Annotated in this window: 31 protein-coding genes, 1 tRNA gene and 1 pseudogene; 17 read left to right on the forward strand and 16 right to left on the reverse strand. The window is 51.7% G+C overall.

Annotated elements, in window-relative coordinates:
* Positions 1-41 precede the first annotated feature (41 nt).
* From C510_RS0110355 to C510_RS16455, 10 genes and pseudogenes are all read left to right on the forward strand, one after another.
* Entirely contained in the window at positions 42-2,195 is a 2,154-nt protein-coding gene (locus C510_RS0110355; RefSeq protein WP_025892404.1) for a ligand-binding sensor domain-containing protein, read from the forward strand.
* Positions 2,168-3,598 (forward strand): hybrid sensor histidine kinase/response regulator transcription factor, encoded by a 1,431-nt coding sequence (locus tag C510_RS0110360; RefSeq protein WP_018711271.1) that lies wholly within the window; start codon positions 2,168-2,170, stop codon positions 3,596-3,598. The genes C510_RS0110355 and C510_RS0110360 overlap by 28 nt, the downstream gene beginning before the upstream one ends.
* Before the next feature lie 163 nt (positions 3,599-3,761).
* Positions 3,762-4,973 (forward strand): DUF418 domain-containing protein, encoded by a 1,212-nt coding sequence (locus tag C510_RS0110365; RefSeq protein ID WP_018711272.1) that lies wholly within the window; start codon positions 3,762-3,764, stop codon positions 4,971-4,973.
* A gap of 103 nt (positions 4,974-5,076) precedes the next feature.
* Positions 5,077-6,159 carry an acyltransferase gene (locus tag C510_RS0110370; RefSeq protein ID WP_018711273.1) on the forward strand — a complete coding sequence of 361 codons (1,083 nt, stop codon included), beginning with the start codon at positions 5,077-5,079 and terminating at the stop codon, positions 6,157-6,159.
* Positions 6,160-6,290: 131 nt separating this feature from the next.
* Positions 6,291-6,363: transfer RNA gene (locus tag C510_RS0110375), tRNA-Lys, on the forward strand.
* A gap of 274 nt (positions 6,364-6,637) precedes the next feature.
* Positions 6,638-7,897: a site-specific integrase gene (locus tag C510_RS0110380; protein WP_018711274.1), complete on the forward strand. Its 1,260-nt coding sequence runs from the start codon at positions 6,638-6,640 to the stop codon at positions 7,895-7,897.
* 40 nt (positions 7,898-7,937) lie between these two features.
* Complete coding sequence (locus C510_RS0110385; RefSeq protein ID WP_018711275.1) at positions 7,938-8,351, forward strand: virulence RhuM family protein; 414 nt, start codon at positions 7,938-7,940, stop codon at positions 8,349-8,351.
* Positions 8,352-8,500: 149 nt separating this feature from the next.
* Positions 8,501-8,695, forward strand: coding sequence for a hypothetical protein (locus C510_RS0110390; protein ID WP_018711276.1), 195 nt, complete (start codon positions 8,501-8,503; stop codon positions 8,693-8,695).
* A gap of 2 nt (positions 8,696-8,697) precedes the next feature.
* Positions 8,698-9,147, forward strand: coding sequence for a hypothetical protein (locus C510_RS0110395; RefSeq protein WP_018711277.1), 450 nt, complete (start codon positions 8,698-8,700; stop codon positions 9,145-9,147).
* A gap of 2 nt (positions 9,148-9,149) precedes the next feature.
* Positions 9,150-9,578, forward strand: a pseudogene (locus tag C510_RS16455) (ribonucleotide-diphosphate reductase subunit beta); the annotation flags it as partial.
* A gap of 131 nt (positions 9,579-9,709) precedes the next feature.
* Here the strand turns inward: C510_RS16455 and C510_RS0110405 are convergent.
* Positions 9,710-9,988 (reverse strand): hypothetical protein, encoded by a 279-nt coding sequence (locus tag C510_RS0110405; RefSeq protein WP_018711279.1) that lies wholly within the window; start codon positions 9,986-9,988, stop codon positions 9,710-9,712.
* Between the two features lie 562 nt (positions 9,989-10,550).
* Between C510_RS0110405 and C510_RS0110410 the strand changes: the two genes are divergently transcribed.
* From C510_RS0110410 to C510_RS0110440, 7 genes are all read left to right on the forward strand, one after another.
* Entirely contained in the window at positions 10,551-10,811 is a 261-nt protein-coding gene (locus C510_RS0110410) for a hypothetical protein (RefSeq protein ID WP_025892402.1), read from the forward strand.
* Between the two features lie 9 nt (positions 10,812-10,820).
* Entirely contained in the window at positions 10,821-11,042 is a 222-nt protein-coding gene (locus C510_RS0110415; RefSeq protein ID WP_025892401.1) for a hypothetical protein, read from the forward strand.
* A 19-nt stretch (positions 11,043-11,061) separates the two neighbouring features.
* Positions 11,062-11,253 (forward strand): hypothetical protein, encoded by a 192-nt coding sequence (locus C510_RS0110420; RefSeq protein ID WP_025892400.1) that lies wholly within the window; start codon positions 11,062-11,064, stop codon positions 11,251-11,253.
* A 123-nt stretch (positions 11,254-11,376) separates the two neighbouring features.
* Positions 11,377-11,964 carry a hypothetical protein gene (locus tag C510_RS0110425; RefSeq protein ID WP_025892399.1) on the forward strand — a complete coding sequence of 196 codons (588 nt, stop codon included), beginning with the start codon at positions 11,377-11,379 and terminating at the stop codon, positions 11,962-11,964.
* A 28-nt stretch (positions 11,965-11,992) separates the two neighbouring features.
* Positions 11,993-12,250 carry a hypothetical protein gene (locus C510_RS0110430; RefSeq protein ID WP_018711284.1) on the forward strand — a complete coding sequence of 86 codons (258 nt, stop codon included), beginning with the start codon at positions 11,993-11,995 and terminating at the stop codon, positions 12,248-12,250.
* Positions 12,251-12,261: 11 nt separating this feature from the next.
* Positions 12,262-12,492, forward strand: a complete 231-nt coding sequence (locus C510_RS0110435) for a DUF3873 domain-containing protein (RefSeq protein WP_025892398.1) — start codon at positions 12,262-12,264, stop codon at positions 12,490-12,492.
* Positions 12,489-12,734: a DUF6956 domain-containing protein gene (locus C510_RS0110440; RefSeq protein ID WP_018711286.1), complete on the forward strand. Its 246-nt coding sequence runs from the start codon at positions 12,489-12,491 to the stop codon at positions 12,732-12,734. The genes C510_RS0110435 and C510_RS0110440 overlap by 4 nt, the downstream gene beginning before the upstream one ends.
* A gap of 208 nt (positions 12,735-12,942) precedes the next feature.
* On the opposite strand, the gene C510_RS0110445 is transcribed toward C510_RS0110440, so the two are convergent.
* The 15 genes from C510_RS0110445 to C510_RS0110515 are packed head-to-tail and all read right to left on the reverse strand — an operon-like array spanning position 12,943 to position 24,240.
* On the reverse strand, positions 12,943-13,401 hold the full coding sequence (locus C510_RS0110445) for a DUF3872 domain-containing protein (RefSeq protein ID WP_025892397.1): 459 nt from the start codon (positions 13,399-13,401) through the stop codon (positions 12,943-12,945).
* Between the two features lie 15 nt (positions 13,402-13,416).
* Complete coding sequence (locus tag C510_RS0110450) at positions 13,417-14,004, reverse strand: conjugal transfer protein TraO (protein WP_018711288.1); 588 nt, start codon at positions 14,002-14,004, stop codon at positions 13,417-13,419.
* Position 14,005: 1 nt separating this feature from the next.
* A complete protein-coding gene (gene traN / locus C510_RS0110455) occupies positions 14,006-15,004 on the reverse strand; it encodes a conjugative transposon protein TraN (protein ID WP_025892396.1) in 999 nt (332 codons plus the stop codon).
* Between the two features lie 34 nt (positions 15,005-15,038).
* Entirely contained in the window at positions 15,039-16,325 is a 1,287-nt protein-coding gene (gene traM / locus C510_RS0110460; protein ID WP_018711290.1) for a conjugative transposon protein TraM, read from the reverse strand.
* Entirely contained in the window at positions 16,303-16,596 is a 294-nt protein-coding gene (locus C510_RS0110465; RefSeq protein ID WP_018711291.1) for a TraL conjugative transposon family protein, read from the reverse strand. Before C510_RS0110465 ends, traM begins: the two co-directional genes overlap by 23 nt.
* Before the next feature lie 6 nt (positions 16,597-16,602).
* Complete coding sequence (gene traK / locus C510_RS0110470; protein ID WP_018711292.1) at positions 16,603-17,226, reverse strand: conjugative transposon protein TraK; 624 nt, start codon at positions 17,224-17,226, stop codon at positions 16,603-16,605.
* A gap of 30 nt (positions 17,227-17,256) precedes the next feature.
* Entirely contained in the window at positions 17,257-18,264 is a 1,008-nt protein-coding gene (gene traJ, locus C510_RS0110475; RefSeq protein WP_018711293.1) for a conjugative transposon protein TraJ, read from the reverse strand.
* Positions 18,265-18,266: 2 nt separating this feature from the next.
* Positions 18,267-18,896: a DUF4141 domain-containing protein gene (locus C510_RS0110480; protein WP_025892395.1), complete on the reverse strand. Its 630-nt coding sequence runs from the start codon at positions 18,894-18,896 to the stop codon at positions 18,267-18,269.
* A gap of 27 nt (positions 18,897-18,923) precedes the next feature.
* Positions 18,924-19,208, reverse strand: coding sequence for a DUF3876 domain-containing protein (locus C510_RS0110485; protein WP_018711296.1), 285 nt, complete (start codon positions 19,206-19,208; stop codon positions 18,924-18,926).
* Positions 19,209-19,212: 4 nt separating this feature from the next.
* A complete protein-coding gene (locus tag C510_RS0110490) occupies positions 19,213-21,717 on the reverse strand; it encodes a TraG family conjugative transposon ATPase (RefSeq protein WP_018711297.1) in 2,505 nt (834 codons plus the stop codon).
* The gene (locus tag C510_RS0110495) at positions 21,714-22,037 is read right to left on the reverse strand and encodes a DUF4133 domain-containing protein (RefSeq protein WP_018711298.1); all 324 of its coding nucleotides are present in this window, start codon (positions 22,035-22,037) and stop codon (positions 21,714-21,716) included. The genes C510_RS0110490 and C510_RS0110495 overlap by 4 nt, the downstream gene beginning before the upstream one ends.
* A gap of 26 nt (positions 22,038-22,063) precedes the next feature.
* Positions 22,064-22,366: a DUF4134 domain-containing protein gene (locus tag C510_RS0110500; protein WP_018711299.1), complete on the reverse strand. Its 303-nt coding sequence runs from the start codon at positions 22,364-22,366 to the stop codon at positions 22,064-22,066.
* Between the two features lie 30 nt (positions 22,367-22,396).
* On the reverse strand, positions 22,397-23,107 hold the full coding sequence (locus C510_RS0110505) for a hypothetical protein (protein WP_018711300.1): 711 nt from the start codon (positions 23,105-23,107) through the stop codon (positions 22,397-22,399).
* An 11-nt stretch (positions 23,108-23,118) separates the two neighbouring features.
* Positions 23,119-23,478, reverse strand: a complete 360-nt coding sequence (locus C510_RS0110510; protein WP_018711301.1) for a DUF3408 domain-containing protein — start codon at positions 23,476-23,478, stop codon at positions 23,119-23,121.
* Positions 23,479-23,481: 3 nt separating this feature from the next.
* Positions 23,482-24,240 (reverse strand): ParA family protein, encoded by a 759-nt coding sequence (locus C510_RS0110515; protein WP_018711302.1) that lies wholly within the window; start codon positions 24,238-24,240, stop codon positions 23,482-23,484.
* Positions 24,241-24,426: the final 186 nt, after the last annotated feature.

Consider the following 24,426-nt stretch of genomic DNA (forward strand, 5'->3'; position numbering starts at 1 on the left):
ATACTTCAAATCTATTGTTTGATTCTGACCAGCGGTTATGGATGTCGAACGAATGTGGCTTATGCGTTTGGGAGAACAACAGGTTCAGGCATCTCCAGCAGGTAGGATTCAATCCCATCGGCCGTATTCTGGATCTGGACAGAAACTCACTCATCATCACAGACCGGAAAGGTATTGCCAAAGTCAACAAGCACACCCTAAAAGAAGAAGTCTACTTTTCCAAGGAAGGAATGGGTATCATACGGCCAATCATCATTTCTTCCGAGCAACAGATATGGACAGCCAATACACAGATTCATGCAAACAAAATAAATATCCTCAATAAGGATTTGAAGCTATTGCAGACCATCAGTTGCCCCCCTGATGTCAGCATCCAGCATCTTATGGAGGACAAACAGAAAAGAATGTGGGTAACAACAGACCAAGGACTATTGTGCTACGATGTCCGTTCCAAGAAACGATTGGAAATTCCTTTCTCCCTGAACCAACTAAGCAGACAGAAGAGAATACATTTCCTGCAGCCTTATCAGCAAGGCGGATTACTTATCGGTATAGCCAATGAAGGAATCTATTATTACAACAACCAACAGGACAGCCTGCTCCATATCCATACCCATCAGAAATTAAAAGACAAGACCTATGTATGCTATATCGATTCACATAACGGGATATGGCTGTCTAATCAAAAGGATGACTTCCAATATTATCCGGCCCAATTGACATACAGCAATCTTTCCTCCGTACAGGAATCCATGAAAGACCCTTTCATCAAAGACCTTGCTTTCGATCAGGAGGGCTTTCTATGGATACGCAGCAGTAAAGACATCATCTGTTACAATATACAGTCCGATCAGATTGTGTCTCATTGGAAAACAGATCTCTTTTTTGGAAATCTGTTCATAGACAGCCGCAACGATATCTGGATTATAAATAATTATTTAGAAGTTCGACAGTATTCCACCCAACAGGGAAAACTAAACCTGAAACGGACCTATTCATTTCCGAACAATGTGTTTTCTATCAGTGAAGACAAATCGGGAAGAATATGGGCAACCCTATCAGACCGCTTTGCCATCCTGACCCCTAATGGAGACTTTACCTATCAGTATGTCCCTAACGGAATCTCTTTCTCTCAACTGAGGACCTTGAAACCGACACGGAGCATGATCCTGTTCACAATCTCCAACGGTATCTATAAGTTCGGAGACGACCAGCAGTTCATACCTCTGGACAGTTTGTTCGTAGCTAATCCCAATACAATCACGGTAGACCCCAAAGGTACCTATTGGATTGGTACCTACAACACGGGATTCATCAAATATATCCCTCAGACCCATGAAATCAAACGATTTGACACAACATCCGGACTGATTGAAAACAATATAAAATCAGTCATCGAAGATAAGAACGGAAACATCTGGTTCAGTACTTCCACCCATATCACTAAATATGATGTACAAAACGACATTTTCTCCTGCGTTTATGACAAACGTTTCACAAAAGGTAACCTTTATGGAATAAACTGTTGTGCCATAGCCCCTAACGGTGCCATTTACTTTGGAGGTTCTGGAGGTATTACCGTTGTATATCCTGACAAGCAAGCCGAAGAAGCCGAAGAAATTCCACTCAACCTGGACCTTGTCATCGTAGGCAATCAGGTTATCCGAAATCTTCCGGATCGTCTTCTGCTTGACTATCGTGACAACATGATTACATTCTGGTACTCTGGACTGGATTTCAAATATGGAGCCTCACTAAACTATGCCTATCAATTGGAAGGATTCGATAAAAAATGGATCAATGCAGGGACAAACAAGCGGGTGACGTATTCCAACCTACCCTCAGGGAACTACACGTTCAAAGTAAAAGTCAGAAAGCTCAACGGAGAATGGGGGAAAAACGAGCTGAGCATGAATATACATATCCAGCCCGCACCTTGGAAAAGCCCATGGGCCATTACGTCCTATTGGCTGTTGGGTATCGCACTTACCGGGCTGTCCATCTGGATTATTGTACGCTGGAGGGTACAGCAGGAAAGACTTGCACTCGCTGAACGGCAGAAAGAAATGAACCAGGAACACATCGATTTCGTAACAAACATTTCACACGAGTTCCGTACTCCGCTGTCACTCACCTATGCTCCCCTCAAGGAATTAGTACACAACGTTTGGACGAAAGCAGCCGCCAACTGCTGAACACCATGCAGCGGAATGCCGAACGGCTACTTCAACTATCACGACAGATTGTCGATTCAAACAAGAGTGAGAAAGAAGAAAAAGAACTACACGTAACATCCGGAAACATCGGAACATTCATCTGTTCTTTGACCGAAAATTTCCAGTTCATTGTCCACCAAAGAGACATCACGCTGGAAGTCCGGCATGAAGAAGTAGAGGACGGATATTTTGATGCGGAAAAGATAGAAAAAATACTCTATAACCTGATCAGTAATGCCATCAAATATACGCCTGATGGTGGACACATCACTGTATACATTCATACCGACAAGCAACATGCGTACATCGAGGTCAAAGATACCGGCATAGGTATCCCACCCGAAAAAAAAGAAAACATCTTCAAACGTTTCAACCGACTCGATACCAAAATGAATGTGGCCGGATCGGGTATCGGCCTACACTATGCACAACAGTTGGCTCATCTACATAAAGGAAGCTTTACATATAAGCCCAATGTGCCACAAGGTTCCTGTTTTATCGTAGAGTTTCCTATCCACCGGGAAGCATACCACAAAGACGAGTTCGCCGATAATACATCTTTTTTTACTACAACTTCAATACTCCCTAATCCGTCCAGTACCGACCAGTCCTCCAAAGAGAAAAAGGCAACTCTGGTAATAGCTGAGGACAATATGGAGGTACGCAATTACTTGCAGAGATTGTTAAATCAGGATTACCATATCATGGCGGTATCCAATGGAGAAGAAGTGCTGGAATGCCTGGCTTTGAATGTGCCGGACCTCATACTAAGCGATATAGTGATGCCTCATAAAGACGGCTACGAATTATGCCGGATCATCAAAGCAAGTACTGAATGGGGACACATTCCAGTCGTTCTGCTCACAGCTAAAAGTGACACCCAAAGCAACATTCAAGGATTAGATTGTGGCCCAGACGCTTATGTAGGTAAACCTTTCGACCCGTTTTACCTGAAAGCGGTAGTAGAAAACCTTTTAGCCAACCGGCAAAAAATACAGCGAATCATCCAGAATCTCACTTCCGGACATATTTCCCAAGAAAAGATACACGAAACCATGCTGAATGAGCATGACCATACTTTTCTGGAGAAACTTCATGCACAGCTGGATCAGCACCTGGACGATGAGGAGTTCAGTATCAATCTACTGGCCAAGGAACTGGGGATGAGTTACAGTAGCCTGTATGCCAGAATCAAATCACTCACCGGACAGACACCGCAGAATTTCCTCATCACTTACCGGATGAATACAGCCATGCAGCTACTCAAGTCCGGCAATTATACAGTAAGCGAAGTATGTTACAAGGTAGGGGCTTCCTCACTGGCTAACTTCTCACGGAGCTTTAAACGGCAATTCGGTATTCCACCGAGTGAGGTTCAATGACAAAAGAGGTTGACTCTATCCCATTTGGTATCAGGCAATCTTCAAGCCAAGTGAAGAAATCGATCAAATGAACGGACAATCTCCATAGAACATGAATCTTAAATCATGGAAACTTGTTTCATTCCCTAACAATAATTATCTTTGCGCCCAAACTATCTGAACTATGGAACAACAACTAAAGACAAACATTCAACAACCGACATCTTCTACCGGAATCCGGAAAAACGAGCGTCTGGAAGTGGTGGACGCCCTGCGTGGAATCGCCCTCTGTGCCATCGTCATCATCCACTGCCTAGAACATTACAATCTCTACTTCATACCGGAAAATGCTCCCCAATGGCTGACCACAATCGATAAAGGTATCTGGCAGACTACCTGGTTTCTGTTGGCAGGGAAAGCATTCTCGGCCTTCTCACTGCTTTTCGGATTCAGTTTCTTCATCCAATATGACAATGCGCAACGCAGGGGGATTCCTTTCCGTGGACGCTTCGCCTGGCGAATGCTACTGCTGGTGATGTTCTCGCAATTGCACTCCCTATTCTACAACGGCGATATCCTGTTCCTGTATGCCGTCATGGGATTACTCCTCATTGCCGTATGCCGTTGTCAGACACGGACCGTTTTAGCTTTGGCTATCCTGCTGATTCTGCAACCGTTGGAATGGATACGTCTGCTACTTACAGCCAACGGAATTCCTTTCATCGAATACGGGAATCACTGGATGAAGTTCGCCAGCCTGGCCAAACCGGTCATGGAAAGCGGAAGTTTTCTGGAAGTAGTACAGTCGAACATCACTTACGGACAACTCTACGGTAACCTGTGGCAGATAGAGAACGGACGTATCTGTCAGATAGGCGGTCTTTTCTTGTTCGGTCTGGTAGCAGGCAGACTACAACTGTTCGTGAAAAGCCAACAGTCGATTATGTGGTGGAAAAGACTGATTGGAGGAGCCGTCCTGCTATTTATACCTTTCTATCTGCTCAAGATTTCCTATCCAGACTGGACCGGAGGCAATGCCGCCCTCAATATGCCGTTGGAAATCGCGACCTCGTCCATCTCCAATTTCCTACTGATGACCGTACTGGCCGGATGTTTCGTTCTTGCCTGGTTCAGCAAGGAAAAAGGCTATGGCTTCCAACGTCTGTTCATTCCTTACGGACGGATGAGTCTGACCAATTACATCACTCAGTCCATCATTGGAATTACCCTGTTCTATGGTTTCGGACTAGGCCTCTACCGATATACCGGGGCTACTGTCTGTCTGCTTATCGGAATAGTAATTGTCATCATTCAAATGTTGTTCAGCCGTTTCTGGCTCTCCAGCCATAAGCAGGGACCGTTGGAACGAATCTGGAAGAAACTCACCTGGATTTGAAGCCCTTCGGCCGATTTTGACACAGGGCAAATGCCAGAACCCACAGAGTTCCTATCTTTAAGGTATTCTAAGCAAGTCAATGAATACCTTAAAGATAACCGATATGAAAACGCCTCCCACCCCGCACGCTCCGGCGCCCAACAGGCTGTTCGCCCTCGATTTACTCCGTACCTTGGCCTGTTTCCTGGTCATCTGGCAACATGTCATCGAACCGTACTATGCCTATCCGGACCTGACGATTGTCCGCAACGCAGATACCCCTATTGTAGGATGGATAAACAGCCTGACTCCCATTGAAGTTCCTCTGTTTGTCATGATTTCCGGTTATTTTCTTCTACCGCTTCGGGAAAAGACCAGCACTTTTTTCCGACGGCGTTTCACCCGCGTTCTCTTCCCTTTCGTCTGCTGGTGCATCGTCTATGCCATTTATTACATGTTCCAGCGGGGCGATACGTGGCAGGAATGTCTGCTGAACATCTGTCACATTCCGGTCAATTTCGGTACCGAAATAGGACACCTTTGGTTCGTTTACATGCTTCTCGGCCTCTACCTGCTGGTTCCCGTCCTTTCCCCATGGCTCCAGCAATGTAGCCGGAAACAGCTCCAGGCCTACCTGGGATTATGGCTATTCACTACGTGCCTCCCCTACATCCACCTGTATTTTCCGCTCGTTCTGGGTGAATGTTTCTGGAATCCGACTCCGATGCTGCATTATTTCACAGGGTTTGTCGGCTACTTTCTGCTCGGACACTACATCCGCCGTTACGGACCGCTTTCCATACGTACCTCCCTGATTATGCTGATTACGGGATACCTGGTCACGGTCTGTATCTACCAATACCGCCTCCCTCGTGTAAGCTCCATGAGTGACTTGGAAGTATGCTGGCGTTTCTGCGGAATAAACATTGCAATTATGGCATATGCAGTCTTTTCACTGGTCAGCCGTATCCGATGGAAAGGAAACAACGCAATCGGACATTTCATCACCCGTTTCTCTTTATTAAGCTATGCGGTATACCTCAGCCATATGATTTTTATCAACTTATACAGAGAACTACTGGAAGATACCTTAGGACGTGTATATTATCAGGTACCCGTAATTACCTTATGTAGCTTTCTTACATCCTTTATCATAGTGTGGTTACTCTCTTATTTACCGAAAGCCAAGTATTGGTTAGGCTCTTAAAAAGAGTATACCAAGCCTTTAAAAAGCGATTTATTCACTTTTTCAGAAAAAAAATCACGAAAAGTTTTGCAGATTCAAAAGAAAGCACTACCTTTGCACTCGCAATCAGGAAATGACTGCAACACAGGTTTGATTCGCTAGCTCAGCAGGTAGAGCACAACACTTTTAATGTTGGGGTCTTGGGTTCGAGCCCCAAGCGGATCACTGGGGAGTAAAGACAAACTCCTGACAAACAAAGACAAAGCTCTCTAATCCAAAAGGTTAGGGAGCTTTTTTCTTACCCTGTAGCGACAGGAAAATGACCTTAAAAAGCCACCCTATGAAGATTCGTCGTTACTAAATCGTTACGGTATTCCGTTACCGCAAAAACCGTAACGATTTTGAGGGTAAATCGCTCATTTGTCGAATATTGGCATTCGATTGTCACCGTAACTTTGGACAGAGAAAATTACTTTTGCAAACGATAAAATGTTACGGTATGAAATCGACATTCAAAATTCTCTTTTATCTGAAGAAGAACGAGCCGAAGAAAAACGGTTATGTGGTTATCATGGTACGCATCACGGTGGACGGCGACCAAGTGCAGTTCAGCAGCAAGCTGGATGTTCATCCCGATAATTGGGATACGAAACTCGGGCGGGCGGTTGTCAATAAGCAGAGTGCGGAGAAAAAAGAAAACCTCAGAGTATCCTCACTGAACAAGACACTCGATGAAATCCGGGCGGCTATCACCATGCACTATACACGTATGATGAATACGGATGGCTATGCCCTACCTGAAAAAATCCGCAATGCCTTTTTGGGATTGGAGGAAAAGGAAAAGACGCTGATAAGCTACTTTACCCAACATAATGAACAGTATGCCAAAAAAGTCGGCAAGACCGCCACACAAAAGACCTACTCACGCTATGAGCTGACCAAGCAGCGGATGATAGAGTTCCTGAAAAGCGAATATAACATTTCGGATATTCCCATCAAGGAAATTACCGTTACTCACATTGAGAACTTCTACCTGTATTTGAGGGAACAATGCGAGGTGAGCAACAATACAGCCATGAAGTTTGTGCAGCGTTTCCACACGATTTTGTTGTTCGCGCAGAAAAGCGGCCTGTCTTTTCTTGACCCGTTCAACAATTTCCGCTTCAACTTCGACAAGACCGACCGAGGCTATCTGACGCAGGAAGAAATCGACACGATTTACCACAAGGAGTTTCAGTCGAAACGGTTGGAACACGTGCGCGACGCCTTCATCTTTAGTTGCTATACCGGTCTGCCGTATTGCGACATCTATACGCTGACCGCCGAAGACATCAAAATCGGGGTGGACGGCAAGAAGTGGATTATGAAGGACAGAGGGAAGACTGGAGTGGAATCTCTTATCCCCTTGCTGCCCATTCCTTTGGAGATTCTTGCCAAATACGAAGGCAAGACAAAGAACGGTAAACTTTTGCCGGTCATCAGTAATCAAAAGATGAATGAATATTTGGCGGAAATAGCAGCTATTTGCCAGATAAACAAGCGAATAACCTATCATCTTGCACGTCATTCGTTCGCGACCGAAATTTGCCTGACAAAAGGTGTACCCATTGAAAGTGTGTCGAAAATGCTCGGCCATACCAACATCCAGACCACACAAATCTATGCGCGTGTCGTGGATAGGAAGCTGAGTCATGACATGAATGTATTGGAACGTAAATTAAGAACTATGCAGGGTGGAACACCGCAAAAGGTGGGCTAAATCCATTATATTTGTCTCACAATTAAAAAACGATACCCCTATGCTACACAGAGGAAACATCACCATTACCGGGCTGGAGGACATCAACCGCCACCCCACAGTCAGTGTCAAGTTGGAGAACGGCAACGTATGGCTCACCAAGCACGAGCTTGCCCGCCTGTTCGGAGTATTCATCCAGACGATAGATGCCAATATGCGCTCCATCTTCAAGTCGCGTATCCTGAATGAAAGTGAAGCGACCATTACGGAGAAGCAGGATAAGCTATACGTTACCTACTACAATCTGGAGGCCGTCATTTTTCTCAGCTTCCGCATCAACACCTATTGTACGAAGCTGTTCCGCGAGTGGGTGCTCAACTCCTTGTGCGAATACAAACGGTTGAAAGAGAAGCAGCCCGAAGTCCTTGTCGTGTTCAACGCTTCGGACAACCAGACATTCATTTCATACAACTAAAAAATAAGAAACATGGCAACAAACAAATCACAGATAGAAAAGTGGATAACGGCGCAGAAGAAGCACCGGCTGTCCGTCAACAGCGATTTTGTACACCAATTCTTCCCCTATGATGCCTGTTTTTAAGAGCAAGTTGCCTGACTCGTTCCATGAGTCGGGCAACTCACGGAAATGAGTTGCGCGCTATTTTGGAATCTATGGGCAATGTAGAAGGGCTTATTGTGGAAGATTTAAGTATAACAACAACTTTAGAAGCAAAAAGTGCAGAAATAGCACGATTACAACCGTATTACGATAAAATAGGAGAGATGCCAAAAGGTAATCAAAAAAAGTTTCAAACCTAAAAATGGAAATCATTAGTATGAAAATATATTTTGGACAACTTTATATACAAGCTGGGATTTCATTCCCCTTTAGTTCATCATTTCAACGCTTTTTATCAGAAGAAGTGTCTAAATTAGTAGAAATGAATCCTAAATTTGAACAATCTTATGGAACAGAATATGAATTAATGTTCCGTATATCTGCAAAAAAAGAATTATTAACAAATGAAATATGTGGACCAACTATTTTCAAAAAGGAGAAAGACATTGAATACACCATATTTTTACCTTATAAATTTATAATGGAGCAATCTAACCCTAATAAATGCGCATTAGAGTTTTTGTTTGAAGGGATTTATACAGTTTTAGACTTATATGAAATAAATACATCAAGGCTGAAAATAGAGCAAAATAAGATTATAAATAAAATTATATCATCTTCTAATATGTTCAAAGATATACTTGTTTATTAATCAAGGAGGGGCAGCAGGCGGCCCTCGTCGCCAAAATCTTCTCCCTCTGCATCGCCCGTATGCCTTTCTACAAGGAAAAGGCTGCCAATGCCGTACTCATCCCCATCCCGGCGGCTACCCGTGAGCGCAACGCCGCGCGTTTCGCCCGGTTTTGCAGCCTCCTTTCACGCCGCCTGAAAATCACCGACGGCTTCCGTGCCACGTGGATAAGGGAAGACCGTGAGCAGATGAAAGGCACTCACGGCCTTGACAAGCTCTCCAACCTCATATTCCACCCCGCCTGTTTTCAGGGACGCGATGTGTTCCTCGTGGACGACATTGTGTCCACCGGCGAGAACTTCACGCAGATGAAACGCAGGCTGATGCAGCTTGGAGCCAACTCCGTTACCGGCCTGTTCTTGGGACGGACAGTAAAGACAGAGAAAGGATAAAAAAGAAAACCGTTGCCTCCGGCGTTTCCACAAGTCGGGCAACCCAAAGTGCTGAGTTGGGCAACTCAGCCCGACAAGTCGGGCAACTCGGCAGAATGAGTTGGGCAACTCACAAAAACGGCTTGGGCGACTTATAGATTTGGGGCGCCGCCTTCGAGGGCGGAATCAATGGCACTATAATGGTCTCCGTCATGTACGCTCAATGCCGCCACAAGGCTGTTCAACGTGCGTATTGCCTCCAGACGTTGCTCCGGCGAGCTTTCTTCCTGATTGCTCAGCACGTCAATGGCGCAGGCAAGATGACCTCTTACGGTCTGCAAAGTAGACATGTCTTGAATAGGAAACAGGTAAAAGAGTGTTCCGTCGGAAGAACGGACGATGCCCTCCAAAGGCGTAGCTTGTAATTCCATCATCTTCGGTTATATTTATAATTAAAATGACGTAACGCTGCCGGCCACTGCACCCAAAGCATCGCCAAACGCTTAACACGAAGTGAACCGGCAGGTTACGTCAAGGTATAACCTACCCGGTTCATTTACCTTCGTGTTTTGAAATTGGCGATTTCTGGATGCCGGTAAATGAACAACATTACCACGATACTATTTGCACCGCTGGCACAAAGGTAAGAAAATAAAGTCAATAATCCATTGCCTTCCTTAAAAACCTCCTTTGGAAAAAGTCCATTGCAGAAAAAAATCAAAGCCCCTGTGGAATGTTTCTCTTGCCGCTTTCATTCCCCATCACTCCACGGAGTGCGATTGAGAAGTGGGGTAAGCTGACTTATTACGTGCGCAAAGGTAATTTCGGGTTTTGACGGACTAATCAAATTTTTTCTCCACAATCTCCACACTTCGCAGGCTCAGGTAGTATTCTGGCGAAAAAATTTGCTTCTGCAAAACCCTGTCCTTTGCCCAGCTTACGAAATAAGTCAGCTCACCCAACTCGTCAATGCATAAAAAAAATGTCGTGATTATGAAAGCAACAAGAGAAACAAATGGAAATAAGTCGCTTCCCAATCTGCCTCTGCATAAATTCTTGGGAGTGGCGGTGAGGTTCATCCTTGCGGCAATCTGCACCGGTCTGTACGGCGGTTCCGTCCTTGTGTGGTTCATCGGGTTGTGGCTCGTGTGGAACTTCCTTACGGGTGTAGTCCGTTTCCTGTGGGGCTGCCTTGTGTTCCTGCTTACGTTTGTTTTGGTTGTTGCTTTCGTGGTCTGGTTATTAACTCTCTAACATCACATCATTATGAAACGGTACAGCAAGACTATCGCGCAGCAATGCAAGTATTATGAGGTGGACAACATTTTCGTGTACATGGTAGAAACTTATCTGAACGGTAATATTACCGTCTTTGAGAAACTTTTCTGGGAATTGTGCAAAGAAGCGAGAAAAGATTTTATAGACTTCCTTCTCAGCGAGGTGGAGCCTATATATTGGAGAGAAATTCTAAAAATCATGGTCTGACATTATAATCTTATGTAGTATGGATAGAAGAAAACTTTACTATTACAGCCATATCGTAAAAAGGCATTTGAGTGATATTAAGGAACATATCAGATTGTCGAAGAACGACATGGAGAGAAGCTATTACCAAAGCAGGTTTGCAGCCCAGCTGAGTATCTACGCCGAAGCCCTTGCCGTAAAGGAAGAGTATCTGGAAAGATATATCAGATAGGGATACGGATTAAAAATGAAACAGTATGAACATTACATTTGAAACGATTGTGTGTGCATGGGATGAAAAAATCCCTGCACACCTTTTCCAAAGAATTTTAACCACCTAAAAGAAGAAAGGCGTATGAAAACATTATCCCAAATGACGAAAGAGGAAAAGTTACAGGCTTTGACGGAATACCATGCTTGCAGGCGTGAACAGCACATTGTTTCCCGCTATATCCGGGCAATCCAAGAAGATGACAAGGAACAGACCGCCTACTTCGAGGGTTTCGGTGAAAGTGTGCATCACGTTGTACTGAATGTGAACACCTACGAACGCAGGCTCATTTTCGGCTATGTGGACAGGCAGTTTAACGAATACGGGTGGATAAGCGGCATGTTGCCCATCGTGGAAGAAATCCGGCTGGACAATTCCAACGTAATACACATCGGCCAGTCCGTGAACGGCATGTATGTCGTTACGGTGGGCTGGTGTACCGGCACGGCAGGAGGCGGCAGCCGCCCTTCGGTATGGGAGGAACCCATTGCCGATTACAAGGAAGCGGTAGCGAGCGGCATCCGCCAGTTGGAAAGAATCTATAATGATGCGGAACGCCGCTCCCTGACAGACAGGGGGAACTACAACCCGAAGTATATCCGCAGGCTGAAAGCCGGATTACAGGAGGTAAAGCGCCGCTATACCGCTCCGCAGCAGTTAAGTCTATTCTGATTATTCACACATATAACACCAAATGATTATGGACGTAAAGATTGAAAGCATGATTTTCGGGTGGGATGAACGCATACCCGATACGTTGATTAAGTTCATCAACTCCGTGACACTCACAAAGGACGAGCAGGAACTTCGCGGACTGATGGAAGTGTTCGCCCGGAGCAAGGTGTTCAACCGCTTCTTTGCCTTCGGATATGGCAGCCACCATCTGTGGCTCACGCAGAGGATGGCGTCAGACCCGGCAAGGTGCATGGAAAACCGATTGTTGATTGTTGAATTTTAGCAAATTGCATTATGACTACAAGAATGACGGAAAACGGAGTTTCGACCTGCCGGAAGGCAGGTTCGGAACAGTTCGAGAAGTTCCAGACCGGCATCGGAAGAAGAAAACGCACGCTGGTGCAATACGATTACAGGGCATCCGATGGAGAGCTGTTCTCCTGCGTGGCTCCGACTTTGGAGGACTGCCGCCGCAAGCGTGACGGATGGTTATCGGAAAAAGGAAGAAAGGAGGCACAGCGATGAATGGCAGTTATGACACGCTGATAATCACTTTCAGCGAACCCATCCGGGTTTTGGACGGCATGTTTGAGGACACCGATACATGGGGAGTTTCCACGCTGAAGGAATGGGTCGATACTTACGAGTCCACACGCTTCACCCCGATAAACGACCATACGGCAGTCATCACTTCCGAGTACAACATGAAGCACGTAAGGGAATGGCTGGAACAATACTTGCCTATCGACCGCCTGCAAGTCCGATAACCGGTACAGGCATGGAACAGAAAAAGGTCAGAGCAGATAAAAGCCCTGACCTTTTCCATATATTATAGGAGATAAAGAAAGTCAGTCCGTTTCTTCTCCCCAAAGTTCGGTGTCCGTCGGCGCATGGCGTATGGAACGCCCGATGCAACATCCTGTCGCGGCAAGAAGCGTCAAGTAAGCGATAACAAGATAAAGCATGGCCGTCGGTTTATATGGCGGGTTGGGCTGAATCTTCCGAACCTTCCGCCGTAGCACTGTTGAACGAAAAACTCTTGGTTACCGTCTGACCAAATGAATCCACGATGTAGATGTCAATCGTCTGCTGGTCGGTGCAGAGCGACCTGTAATAAAGCCGGAAAGTATCGCCCGGCAACGGGTAGAGGTCGTTGGGAGCCAGTACCGTGCCGTCCTCCATGCGCAGCTCGCCCTTCCCGTCGGGCTGGAAATAGCGGATAAAATACTCCGTTTCCTCATATCTGCCGCTACGCACCAGCTGGCAGCGTATTTCGGCTTCCTCGCCCTGTACGATGTCGGTCTGCACGGGCAGTGTCGCCAAGTCAAACTCGTATGCCTGCCGGATGTCCAGTTTGTCCGAACAGGCGCATAGCAGTACAGCGGCTATCAGTACGAAGCCGGCGGTAAAAATCAGTTCAGTCATTCTTTTCATTTTATTGAGTGTTTATTAGTCCAATATGAATTTCAGCCCCACCCCGAACTGGAAGTGGAAGTTTCCCGTGTCGCCACCCCACAGGCAGCGTTCACGCGCATGGAGCAGCAGCACCGTCCGGTTGGTGATGTAGGTTTCTATCTCCAGCGATACCGCGCCGCCATAGACAAAGGCGTCATCGTCCGTGATGCGTGCCCCGTCATAGAGCAGGCTCTCGCCCCAGTTCACCGTTTCATAGCCCGCCATTGCCGAGCCGCCCACGTAGCAGAGGAACACCTTGTTCGCATCCGAGAGGAAGTTGTAATAGTAGCCGCCCTCCGCCGTGAACTGCGACACCGGCAGACGTATATCCTTGTACGGATGGTACTTTTGCAGGTACTCCGCGCCGAACACCCATTTGCCGCACCTTTTCGCATAGGAATCCACCGACACCCCGAAATGGTAGCCCAGCTCGTTCCGTTTGCCGGAAGAATGGAAGCCGTCCGCCATGCCTGCCGTCAGCCGAAGCCCCTTCATGCCCGGCAGACAGCGTTGCGCCTGCGCCTTGTCCGCAAGGGCAAGGCACAGTGCCATGCTGATGATGATACAAAGCGTCCGTTTCATCTTACTTCACCTTCAGTTCGTTGATGACACGGGCACGCACCAGTTCGGCATTGGTCACGACGAACTGCTGGTGCCTTCCCCCGTTCTGCTCGCTGATTTCCACCACCAGTTGCTTGTCGTCGGGCAGGGTGAACTTGGGCAGGGTGAACACCGTGCGCTCCCGGCTCTTGCCGCCGACCTCCGTCACGTAGTTGTAGGCACGCAGCGGCACGATGACCTGCTCCTGAATGGCGGTACGCTTCGCCACCTTCCTGTCCACCACCTTGAACGACACGAAGTCCACCGTGAACGGCACGTTGGTCGAGTTCTTCAGTTCCGTATGGAAGTAGAGCAGCCCGTTGTGCGTGTAGATGCCCTTCAGCACGGACTGGATGCCGAACCGCTTGCAGCCGATATGCTTCACCAGCCGTTTGTCGTCCTTGTGTATGGACTTCATGATAAGCCGCACCAGCAGGGGCGATTCGCTGCCCAGCTCCTTCAGGTAAACTTCCTGAGAGTTGTTCGGGCGGTTCACCGCTTCCCCGTCATGCAGGAAGTCCTTCATCTCGATGTTCAGCTTGGTCGGCTCGTCGGCATACTTCACGTTATAGGTGTAGTAGCTCCCGTCTTCGGTTATCACCGCCAGATTGGTCTCGCGGGAGAAGTCGCGCAGGGCGGCCTTCACGCGCAGCACGTTTTCCGAACCGTCCGCCTTGCCCGCGATGATGTCGGCGGAACCCAAGTCCACATACTTGATGGCGGAGGGAAAGATGATGTGGACGGTCTTGTAGAACGTGACCTCCAGCGCATAGGGAGGTATCATGCGGTCAAAGGTTATCGGGCGTGTCAGCCCGTCGAACAGGTCGCCGGTGGACGGGCTGCGTTTTGTGCCATCATCCCCCGTATCTTCCGGCACAGCCGTTTCCACCTTCTCCTTCAGGTCGGTCTCCTCCACGACTTTCTGCGCATGGGCATGGGTCATTGCGGCGATGAACGCCGCCATAAGCATCATTTTCTTCATTTGTCTTTGTCAATAATTAAGTTATACATATTGGTTATTTTCTTGCCACGAGCAACACCTCATGCCCGGCCTTGAGCGTCACCCTGACGGTGCGGAACTTCGTGGAGAGGTACTGCGACATGCCCTGTATCACGCCGCGCCCCAAATCGGAGGCGAGCTGCGCGCCGGCATCGGTAGAGATGCTGATGCTGCTGCCCATCGTCGAACCCATGTTGGCCGCCATTTCCTTGAGCGCGGTCAGTTCCTGCGACCCCGGCACCGATATGCCTTTCATGCCGCCCGTGTCGTACACCTCCAGCTCTACCGGCATAATAGTTCCCTTGTAGGCGACGGAAGTGACGGACAAGTCCATCCGTTCCCCGTTGATGCGCGCGGTGGCCGTCAGCACGGTGTTTGCCGGGATATAGGTATCCCCGACCTCGACCGGTTCGAGCAGGCGGATTTCCGCCTCCTTGCCGTCGCTGACCGTTACCGTGCGGCAGATGCAGGCACGGATGCTGTTCCTGCCTGCCGTGTGCGCTTGGTCTGTTACCGTGTGGAAGCCCATGTTGTGCGGACGGCTGTACCGCTCCATGAACTCGGCATCCGACATCAGCTGCGCCAGCCTTGACACGACCTGTTCCGACACCTGCGTTACCGGGACGGCCTTCGGTTTGTCCGTGCCGGCTGTTGTCGGGACGGATTTCACATCGTTTTGCGGCAGGTAGCGCGAAGCCATTTCGTAGGATTTCTCCATGAGCCGGAGCTGCTCGTCCGCCGCCTCCTTTGCCCGGCGGCCTTCCTCCGCCTGACGCTCCAGTTCCTGTATGCGCCATTCCAGTTCCAGCGTCTTCTGGTCGTCCTCCGGTTCGGGCTGCTCGTAGAAGCTGCCAATCTGCCGGTTGATGTCCCGGTAGGCATCCGCCGACGTGCGGATGGAGGACTGCCCGGCTTCCGCCGGCTCTTGGGTCTGGAACACATCTTCGTCCGCTTCATCGTTCCCGTCTCTTTCCGCCACAGCCAAGTCTTGCAGCGTGTTCATCTTTTCCTTCTGCCTGCGCTCGAACGCCTGAAGTTCGTAGGCCGCCCGTTTGTCGGAGGGCATCCCCTTTTCTTCGGGCATGGGCACCTCCACGTTGAAGCCGTCCTGAAGGGGTTCGCCGCTTTCCGACGGCGCGAATATCAGCCACATCGCCCCGCCGAACACGAGCAGCATCAACGGATAGGCCAGCATCTTCCTGCGCCGCCGCACCTCCTCCGGTGTCAGCGGCTTTGTCTCTTTCGGTTTCCCGTCGGCTTTCCTTCCGGGTTCCGGCTGTTTACTCTGCTTTGTTTCTTCCATTGTTCCAATCTTTAATGTTTATACTGTCATGGGCTGTGCCCGGATGCAGCTCCAACTGCCGCATCCTTTCGATTCTTATCCGCTCCCCCTCGCGCCTGCCGATATTGTATATCGACGACACGGTGATGTAGATGGAGAGGGCGCTGAATCCCACCAGCACCGCCACCACCACGATGAGCCGCACGTCGGGCGACATCCTTCCGCACACGTAACGCATCCCGCCGCTTATCCGGTCGGGGATGTAATCGAGCCATTTCCTCATTCTTCCCATACGCGCCTACCTTTCCATTGTCCGCAAGTCACGGTTCTCCAGTATGGTGAACTGCTCCATCGTGAAGCCGTGCGGGTTGTTGTCCGAACGCACCGAGTTCAAAAGGCGGCAGCGGGTGACAAGGCTCCTTTCAGTGATGTTGCTGCTCCTGACGAGCGACTGCCGTGCGTAGCAGGTGACGATATAGGGATAGCGGTCGAAGTCGCACGCCACGCTGTCCACCTGCACGGTCTGGTTGATGTTCGCCGAGATGATGCGGTTGTAGTATCCCTTTTCCTCCCAGTCCTTGTAGTAGCGGAAGGCGCTCTCGTCGCACAGGTACAATGCCCGGCGTATGTTGCCCTCGATGGCGGCCTTGTCGGGCGAGAGCGTGAAGAACAGTTCGTGAAACCGCCTCACGTGCTCCCTCGCCTCGACAGGCCGGTTCTGCGCCAAGTCCTGCGAGAGCGCGAGGATGAGCGACTTGCCGTTGTCCAGCACGTAGATTTTCTCCCGCTGCTTCTCGGCAAAGCTGTACGAACTCCACAGCGCGTAGCCCGTGACCAGCGCGCACAGCACGACAAAGGCTATCGCCATCGTGCGAATCTGCCGGAAGCTCGTTTCGATGTTTTTTAATGACTTGAATTCCATTTCTTTTAGTTCTTGTTACCAATAAATGAATCATTTGCCCCTGAGCTTTCCGGCCACATGCCCCGCACCGGCACCGGTGGCGGCAGCCGCCACCTTCCCCGTCTTGACGGCGGAGTTGTTCACCTGCTTGCCGTAATTGCCCGCGCCGGCAGCCTGAATCACCCAAGTCGATACCGTCGGGATGGTGAAGTACCCCACGATGGCGATGAGCATGAAGATGATGTAGGCCGAGTTGTTCACGTCCGGCACGAAGTTCGGGTCGGTCAGCGCGGCGATGTCCTTCTCAATCATCAGCACCTGTATGCGTGCCAGCACCGAACTGAACAGGTCAGAGATGGGCAACCACAGGTAGATGCTGATATACTGGCATATCCAGTGCACCATCGTGCCGTGAAAGCCGTCATACACCGAGATGGCGAACGCGAGCGGCCCCAGAATGGAGAGCACGATAAGGAAGAATGTCCTGAGCGTGTCCAGTATCAGCCCCACCGCTTGGAACAGCAGTTCCAGAAAGCTGCGGAAGGCGTTGCTTATCGTCTGCTTGATTTCATACTTGCCGCGCTCGATGGCCATGCCCGCCATCGTCTTCAGTTCCGAAGGCGTCCAGCCCAAGTCCTCTATCTGCCGCTCGTATTCCTCGTCGCTGACCAGATAGGCGGTTTCCGGGTTGCGCACCAGCGCCTCGTATTCCAGCTTCTCCCGCTTCTCGGCGTATTCCTCCATGTTGAGCGTCTGCCCTTGCAGGATGCCGTGACAGCCGGTGACGATGGGGCTCATGATGCCGTTGATAGTCCCCAGCACGAAGGTGGGGAAGAACATGATGCACGCCCCGATGCAGAACGGGCGGAGCAGCGGGTACACGTCTATCGGCTCGGCACGCGAGAGCGCCTGCCATACCCGCGAGGCCACATAGAACAGCGCGCCCAGCGCGGCTACCCCGGTAGCCACGCCCGTGATGTCCGAGCACAGGGGCATCATCTCTTCGTAAAGGCTGCGCAACACTTCATGCAGGTTGCTGAATGTCCCTTCCCCCGTCATGGCTACCAGTATCTTTGGTTGTCGGTTCCGTACAGGTCGAGCACGCGCCGCGTGTCGTTCTTCTCCTTGGCGCGCAGGTACGACACGCCGATGTTGCGGTTCGTGTAATAGCGCACAAGGTTGCGGTGGTTCTTCACATCCCGGTAGATGCGGTCTATCAGGTCCATGCGCTCCTTGTCCGTCATCGACAGGCCGGTCTGCGTGACGACCGTCTTCAGTTCGTCGAGCATCCCGCTGCTTTCCTCCAGCATCTTCGTGTAGCCCGAAGCGATGGCGGCCAGCTCGTCCGTCGTATAGTTCCCGTCGGCGAGCATCTTCTGGAACGAGTTCACGTAGATGTCCGATATTTCGCCCACGAGCAGCACGGTCTGCTGCACCTTGCGGGCATCCTTCACCAAGTTGTGTACGGATTTGAGCGCGTCGTAATACTTCTTCCCCTGTTCGTAAATCTTGACCGTTTCCTGAAAGTTCTTCACCATGTTCTCGGCGGTCGTGGTGGTCTGTATCACGTTCCGCGTGGTGTTCACGATGCTTTGCGCGAGGTTCGACGGGTCAAAGGTGACCCATTGCGCTCTGACCGTCGTGGCGGTGCAGAGCAGTGCCGCAAGGCAGATGGTTGCTGTTCTTTTCATTGCTGTTGTTGATTAAAATGTTTGTTGTCAATCGGATTCATATTCTTCCGGCTCCCGTACATACGTTCCTTCCGAAGCTATCACGAGCCGGTCGTTTTCCGCGTCGTAGGCAATCTGCACCCGTTCGGGCAGGTCTGCCCATGTCCCTTGCCCGTTCCGGTAGAGCGTGCCGGTCAGGGCGGCTCCCCAGCGGTAGCTGAAACGGATGCGGTATGCCCCGCCTTCGCGGAACACCCGGACGGGCGGGGACTTGCAGCCATTTTTCCACCGTCCGCAGATGTGGCGGAGGGGGAACAGGTATTCATATTCCATGGCCTCATGTCCCTTTCGCGGCGCGCTTCTCGTCCGCCAGCCGCTTGATGGCCAGCTCGATGTTGCCGCCCAGTTTCTCCGCCATGCGCTGCACCTCCACCTTCTCGCTCTCTTCGGTGGTGTAGCAGAGGTATTCCTCCAGCGAGGTCTCCGTCGCATAGACCGCCGACTGCACGCCGCCCAGCCCGAACCACACCTCCTTGTACTTGCGCGCCGGGTCATTGGACATGTTCACCGAGAGAATCTGCCCCTTCTCCTTGTCCGTCAGCCCGAGCAGCGTCTGTATCTGGTCGAACTTGTTCAGGTACTTCCGCTGGTCAAGGAGAATCTTGCAGTCCGAGTTGTTGATGATGCTTTCCTTCACTATCGGCGAGGAGATGATGTCGTCCACCTCCTGCGTCACCACCACCGCCTCCCCGTAGAACTTGCGGACGGTCTTGTAAAGGTAGCGGATGTAGTCCGCCATGTTCGCCGAGGCGATGGCCTTCCACGCTTCCTCAATGACCACCATCTTGCGGATGCCCTTCAGACGGCGCATCTTGTTGATGAACAGCTCCATGATGATGATGGTCGTGACGGGGAACAGGATGGGATGGTCTTTTATCTGGTCGATTTCGAAGACGATGAAGCGTTTCGTGAGCAGGTCAAGCTGCTTGCCCGAGTTGAGCAGGAAGTCGTATTCGCCGCCCCGGTAGTAGGGTTCCAGCACGTTCAGGAAGCCCGCAAGGTCGAAGTCCTTCTCCCTGACCTGCTTCTCTTCCAGCACCCGCCGGTAGTCAGACTTCACGAACTCGTAGAAGGTGTTGAACGAGGGTTCCTCCACCTCCCCCGACCGGATGCGCTCGATGTAGAGCGACACGGCGTTGGAGAGCGCCACTTCCTCCGAGCGCGTGGCCGGTTCGTTGTCCTTCTTCCACAGGGTGAGCAGCAGCGTCTTGATGCTCTCCCGCTTCTCGATGTCGAATACCCGGTCGTCGGTATAGAACGGGTTGAACGCTATCGGGTTCTCGTCGGTGTAGGTGAAATAGATGCCGTCCTCGCCACCGGTCTTCTGGTGTATCAGCGAGCACAGCCCCTCATACGAGTTTCCGGTATCCACCAGCACGATGTGCGTTCCCTGTTCGTAGTATTGCCGGACAAGGTGGTTCATGAAGAACGACTTGCCGCTGCCCGAACCGCCCAGCACGAATTTGTTTCTATTGGTCGTGATGCCCTTCTTCATCGGCAGGTCGGAGATGTCCACGTGCAGCGGCTTGCCGCTGATGCGGTCCGACATCTTCAGCCCGAAGGGGGAAAGCGAACTGCGGTAGTTCGTTTCCTCCGTCCAGAAGCAGAGCGCCTGTTCGATGAAGGTGTAGAACGATTCCTCCGCCGGGAAGTCCGCCGCGTTGCCCGGCATCCCCGCCCAATAAAGCGTGGCGGCGTCCACCGTGTTGTGGCGCGGCTTGCACTCCATCGAGGCAATCTGGCTGCCCGTCTCGTTGCGGACAGCCTTCACCCCGTCCGGGTTGTCCGTCCATGCCATGACGTTGCAGTGGCAGCGTACCGAAGTCAGCCCGTAGGAGTGCGCGTCGTTCAGGTAGAGGTCTATCCATTCCTTGTTGATTTGGTTGCTCCGCGAGTAGCGCGAGAGCGACTGCATGTTGCGCGCCGTCTTCTCGAAGCGTTGCAGGTTCTCTGCGCTGTCGTCGATGAACAGGTACTGGTTATAGAGGTGGTTGCACGGCAGCAGCAGCCCCACCGGGCTGGCGAACGAGAGGCGGCAGTCCGAGCGGTCGGTCGAGAGCCGCTCGTAGCGGCTGTCCGTGCCCACCCTGCCCGGCAGCGCGTCCAGTTCCGAGAGCGTATAGACCGACACCCGCTTGTCGCCGATGCGCACCCCCTCGTCGCCCAGTTCGATGTCCTCCAGCACCGCCGTGTCCTCCAGCGACAGGCAGAAGTATTTCTCCAGCAGCCCGGCCTTTTCCTCCGTGCCGGTAATCTCGTCGCCCGGAAGACGGCGCAGGCGTACCAGCCCCGTGTCGTTCACGATGCGGGCGAACTGCCCGACGGCATCCAGAAAGCGCGCCGCCATGTCGCGGTTCACCTCTTTGGGGAGGATGAAGCCCCGGCACAGGGATGAGAAACTGCTCTGCATCCGCATCCGCTCTTTCGTCGTCTTGGTCAGGTACAGGTAGCACCGGTGGTTCAGGAACGGGCGTTCGTTGAAATGGAGTTCGTAGCTCCGTGAGAGGAAGCCGAGCCGTTCCCCTTCTTCCCGGCTGTGGTATGTCTCGCCCACGAACCAGTCCTGCTTGTGCACCACCGTATAGTCCGGCAGTACCTTCACGGCCTTTGCCCATGCCGCATGGATGGCGGCATACTCGGCGGAGGTCACGGTGAACAGTTCGGGCAGTTCCACCTCGAAGGCGGCGGTGATGTCCGCGTCCTTCGAGACGATGCAGTCTGACTCCACCGCAAGCAGCGGGAACTTGCTTTCCAATGTCGTAGTTTTCAACAGGTTTCTCATACGCTCTTTTTCTTTGGGGTGAACAATCTCCGGACGGTAATCCGGTTTATCAGGTAGCGCGGGTGCTGCCGCTTGGCGAGCCGTTTCATCAGCCCGTGTTCTCCATACTTGGCGTTCAGACGGAACGTAAGCCATACCAGCGCCGATGCGGATACCGCGCCGAAGGCGATGCATACCCATTGGTCTATCCCCGCCATGTACATCACGACGAACACCACAAACACGGCAAGCAGCCCTCCGGCAAAGATGAACAGGTACTGTGCCTTCAGCCCCTTGAACTCCGGGTTCTGCCCGATGCCCTTGTTCAGTTCATATTCCATAGATACCTTTATTATATATGGAAGGATTAGAGGAAGAACGAGCGCAGGATGGTGGCCGCCACTATCAGGAAGATGCACGCCCCGAACCACGAGGCCGCCGTCTTCGATGTGTCCGGGTCACCCGACGAGAACTTGTTGTATACCTTGATGCCTCCAATCAGGCCGACCACCGCGCCGATGGCGTAGATGAGCTTCGTCCCCGGGTCAAAATACGAGGTCACCATCTGCGTGGCCTCCTCGATGCCCGCCTGTCCGTTACCTTGCGCATAGAGCGCCCCGGCTGCCGTCAGGCAGACCGCCATGAAAAAGATTTTCTTTGTTGTGTTCATAAAATATGGTTTTTATGCGGATAGACCGCGTTAAACAATGTCGTTGATGGAAAAGCCCTCCGGCACGCCGCTGTCTTCAGGGGAATGTCCGGGCTGCCGCTGCCTGCGGTAGCCGGCAAGGTGCTGCTCGATGAGCGAGGCGATGCGCCGTTCCCGTTCCGCGTCCCCGGCGGTGAGCTGCTCCAGCATCGGCGTCCCCCTGAGTTCGGCAAACGTGCGCCCGGCCTGCTGCCGTTCCGCTTCGGTGGCTCCGGTGTCATCTACCGCTATGCGCACCGCCAGCCCCATGTCCTCGAAGCGGAGGCCGGATGCCTGCGGCGTGCACCCTTCGAGCATCTCGTCCTCGTCTATCGGTTCTTCACCGGCTTCCGTGTCCCGGTACTCCATCGGCTCGCTCATGTCCTCCATGTGCTCCAGTTCATCCGGCAGGGGATTGCCTTCAGCAAAGAGCGCGTCCAGTTCGTCGGCGGACACCACTTTGGGATATTTCCCCGTTTCCGTTGCAAAAGTATCCCCTTCCTCCGCCGGTTTGCCGGTTTCCGTTTTTCGGGGTTCTTGTGGCGTGGAGTGGCTGAGGAAAAATGTGCTCTTGCCTAAAATCTCGGCTGCGTCGGCGATGTTCCGGGGCAGCACTTCGTCGTTTTTACATTGTTTTCTTTGCCGGCTATACCGCTCGTAGGCGAGGTAGGCCGCTACCCAAAGCAGGTAGCCCGCAATACATAGAATGATGGCTGTTGTCATGATGGTTCCATTTAGAAAATTCCGGTCTGTTGTCTGCTGTATTCTTTCTCTATCTCTCCCTGCCAGTCGGCGAAATGCTTCTCCAGCACGTTGTCCACATAGCTGAACAGCGACACGCGGTTGCCGCCGATGGTCTGCACGATGCGCTGTATCCGTTCGTGGAACTCTTTGCGCAGGTAGATGGTCTTGCCCAGCCGCGCGCATACGGGCGATTCATGGATGAACAGGCGCAGGTATTCGCTTTCAGGCTCCGTTCCGGCCTCCGGCTTCATCGCCGGGGTGACGGGCTGTACGGGCTTTTCTTCCTTGAACGAAGCGACTATGGAGCTTTCGTCCAGTTCCGTCAGGCTGATTTTCTTCCGTCCGTTCATGGCTTACCTCCCGATAATACGTAGGATTTCTTCGGTTATCTCCCGGATATGGCTCCCTTTGGCGAGCGTGCCGTCCACCGGGAACAGGGTCGAGCGGAATACCGCCTTGTGTTCCCCCGTCAGTTCCCTGCGGAAGCGTTTGCTGTCGGGCAGGAACGTGTCCAGCACGTCCAGCCCCAGCTCCCGGATGATTTCCTCGTACACGCCGTACAGTTCCGACTTCTCGCGCCCGTCCACCATGTTCCACAGCAGGTGCAGCCCCTTGATGTGCGTCTTGCCCGTGTCCACCAGTGTTTCCTTCAGCTTGGTGGCGAAGCGCAGGGTGCTTTCCATCACCACCCGGTCGGCGGCTATGGGGGAAAAGATGTAGTCCATGTTCGCCAGCGTCTGCAACACGCCGCCGCTGTTCACCGTGCCGGGCAGGTCGAAGAACACGATATCCGTGCCGGGCAGCTTCTCCAGCAGTTCCTCCGCCTTCGTGACGGCATCCTCCGCCGTGCTTTCGATGACCGGGTAGGCTTTCTTGCCGATGCGTTGTAGTTGGCGGTAGGCCATCGCCTTGTAATGTTCGTCCTCCATGACCGTCTTCAAATCGCGCCTGCGCATCTCGGCGATGCTATGCTGCGGGTAGTCGCAGTCCACCACCGCTATGTCCAGCCCCTTGACATAATGCAGGTAACTGGCGGTAAGCACCGTCAGGGTGGTCTTGCCCGCCCCTCCCTTCTGGGTGGAGAAGGCGATGTAAAGTGTTTCCTTTTCCATTGTCATAACCGTTCCGTTTCAAATGATGCGGCAAAGGAAAGCGGAACGGGCGAGAAAATGCCGGCTTTTGGCGGGACGGGGTACGAGTGGCGCGGCTTTGGCGCGGAGTGGCTGGTTGGTCGGCTGTGCGTGCAACCGGCCGGACTGCCTGTCGGACAGCCGGAGGACTGGTTAGCGGTAGGGCTG

Origin of the sequence: Phocaeicola barnesiae DSM 18169 = JCM 13652 (genome assembly GCF_000374585.1) — a bacterium.
Taxonomy (GTDB): domain Bacteria; phylum Bacteroidota; class Bacteroidia; order Bacteroidales; family Bacteroidaceae; genus Phocaeicola; species Phocaeicola barnesiae.

Excerpts from the sequence above, each read along its gene's own strand:
- C510_RS0110490 (WP_018711297.1), bottom strand. The coding sequence starts at position 21,717 with ATGAGAAACCTGTTGAAAACTACGACATTGGAAAGCAAGTTCCCGCTG.
- C510_RS0110495 (WP_018711298.1), bottom strand. The coding sequence starts at position 22,037 with ATGGAATATGAACTGAACAAGGGCATCGGGCAGAACCCGGAGTTCAAG.
- traK (WP_018711292.1), bottom strand. The coding sequence starts at position 17,226 with ATGGAATTCAAGTCATTAAAAAACATCGAAACGAGCTTCCGGCAGATT.
- C510_RS0110395 (WP_018711277.1), top strand. The coding sequence starts at position 8,698 with ATGGAAATCATTAGTATGAAAATATATTTTGGACAACTTTATATACAA.
- C510_RS0110410 (WP_025892402.1), top strand. The coding sequence starts at position 10,551 with ATGAAAGCAACAAGAGAAACAAATGGAAATAAGTCGCTTCCCAATCTG.
- C510_RS0110445 (WP_025892397.1), bottom strand. The coding sequence starts at position 13,401 with ATGAAAAGAATGACTGAACTGATTTTTACCGCCGGCTTCGTACTGATA.
- C510_RS0110420 (WP_025892400.1), top strand. The coding sequence starts at position 11,062 with ATGGATAGAAGAAAACTTTACTATTACAGCCATATCGTAAAAAGGCAT.
- C510_RS0110500 (WP_018711299.1), bottom strand. The coding sequence starts at position 22,366 with ATGAACACAACAAAGAAAATCTTTTTCATGGCGGTCTGCCTGACGGCA.
- traM (WP_018711290.1), bottom strand. The coding sequence starts at position 16,325 with ATGGAAGAAACAAAGCAGAGTAAACAGCCGGAACCCGGAAGGAAAGCC.
- C510_RS0110370 (WP_018711273.1), top strand. The coding sequence starts at position 5,077 with ATGAAAACGCCTCCCACCCCGCACGCTCCGGCGCCCAACAGGCTGTTC.
- C510_RS0110510 (WP_018711301.1), bottom strand. The coding sequence starts at position 23,478 with ATGAACGGACGGAAGAAAATCAGCCTGACGGAACTGGACGAAAGCTCC.
- C510_RS0110425 (WP_025892399.1), top strand. The coding sequence starts at position 11,377 with ATGAAAACATTATCCCAAATGACGAAAGAGGAAAAGTTACAGGCTTTG.
- C510_RS0110480 (WP_025892395.1), bottom strand. The coding sequence starts at position 18,896 with ATGAAAAGAACAGCAACCATCTGCCTTGCGGCACTGCTCTGCACCGCC.
- C510_RS0110380 (WP_018711274.1), top strand. The coding sequence starts at position 6,638 with ATGAAATCGACATTCAAAATTCTCTTTTATCTGAAGAAGAACGAGCCG.
- C510_RS0110485 (WP_018711296.1), bottom strand. The coding sequence starts at position 19,208 with ATGGAATATGAATACCTGTTCCCCCTCCGCCACATCTGCGGACGGTGG.
- C510_RS0110405 (WP_018711279.1), bottom strand. The coding sequence starts at position 9,988 with ATGGAATTACAAGCTACGCCTTTGGAGGGCATCGTCCGTTCTTCCGAC.
- C510_RS0110355 (WP_025892404.1), top strand. The coding sequence starts at position 42 with ATGTCGAACGAATGTGGCTTATGCGTTTGGGAGAACAACAGGTTCAGG.
- C510_RS0110430 (WP_018711284.1), top strand. The coding sequence starts at position 11,993 with ATGGACGTAAAGATTGAAAGCATGATTTTCGGGTGGGATGAACGCATA.
- C510_RS0110505 (WP_018711300.1), bottom strand. The coding sequence starts at position 23,107 with ATGACAACAGCCATCATTCTATGTATTGCGGGCTACCTGCTTTGGGTA.
- C510_RS0110385 (WP_018711275.1), top strand. The coding sequence starts at position 7,938 with ATGCTACACAGAGGAAACATCACCATTACCGGGCTGGAGGACATCAAC.
- C510_RS0110390 (WP_018711276.1), top strand. The coding sequence starts at position 8,501 with ATGAGTCGGGCAACTCACGGAAATGAGTTGCGCGCTATTTTGGAATCT.
- C510_RS0110515 (WP_018711302.1), bottom strand. The coding sequence starts at position 24,240 with ATGGAAAAGGAAACACTTTACATCGCCTTCTCCACCCAGAAGGGAGGG.
- C510_RS0110450 (WP_018711288.1), bottom strand. The coding sequence starts at position 14,004 with ATGAAACGGACGCTTTGTATCATCATCAGCATGGCACTGTGCCTTGCC.
- C510_RS0110365 (WP_018711272.1), top strand. The coding sequence starts at position 3,762 with ATGGAACAACAACTAAAGACAAACATTCAACAACCGACATCTTCTACC.
- C510_RS0110440 (WP_018711286.1), top strand. The coding sequence starts at position 12,489 with ATGAATGGCAGTTATGACACGCTGATAATCACTTTCAGCGAACCCATC.
- traN (WP_025892396.1), bottom strand. The coding sequence starts at position 15,004 with ATGAAGAAAATGATGCTTATGGCGGCGTTCATCGCCGCAATGACCCAT.
- C510_RS0110435 (WP_025892398.1), top strand. The coding sequence starts at position 12,262 with ATGACTACAAGAATGACGGAAAACGGAGTTTCGACCTGCCGGAAGGCA.
- C510_RS0110465 (WP_018711291.1), bottom strand. The coding sequence starts at position 16,596 with ATGGGAAGAATGAGGAAATGGCTCGATTACATCCCCGACCGGATAAGC.
- traJ (WP_018711293.1), bottom strand. The coding sequence starts at position 18,264 with ATGACGGGGGAAGGGACATTCAGCAACCTGCATGAAGTGTTGCGCAGC.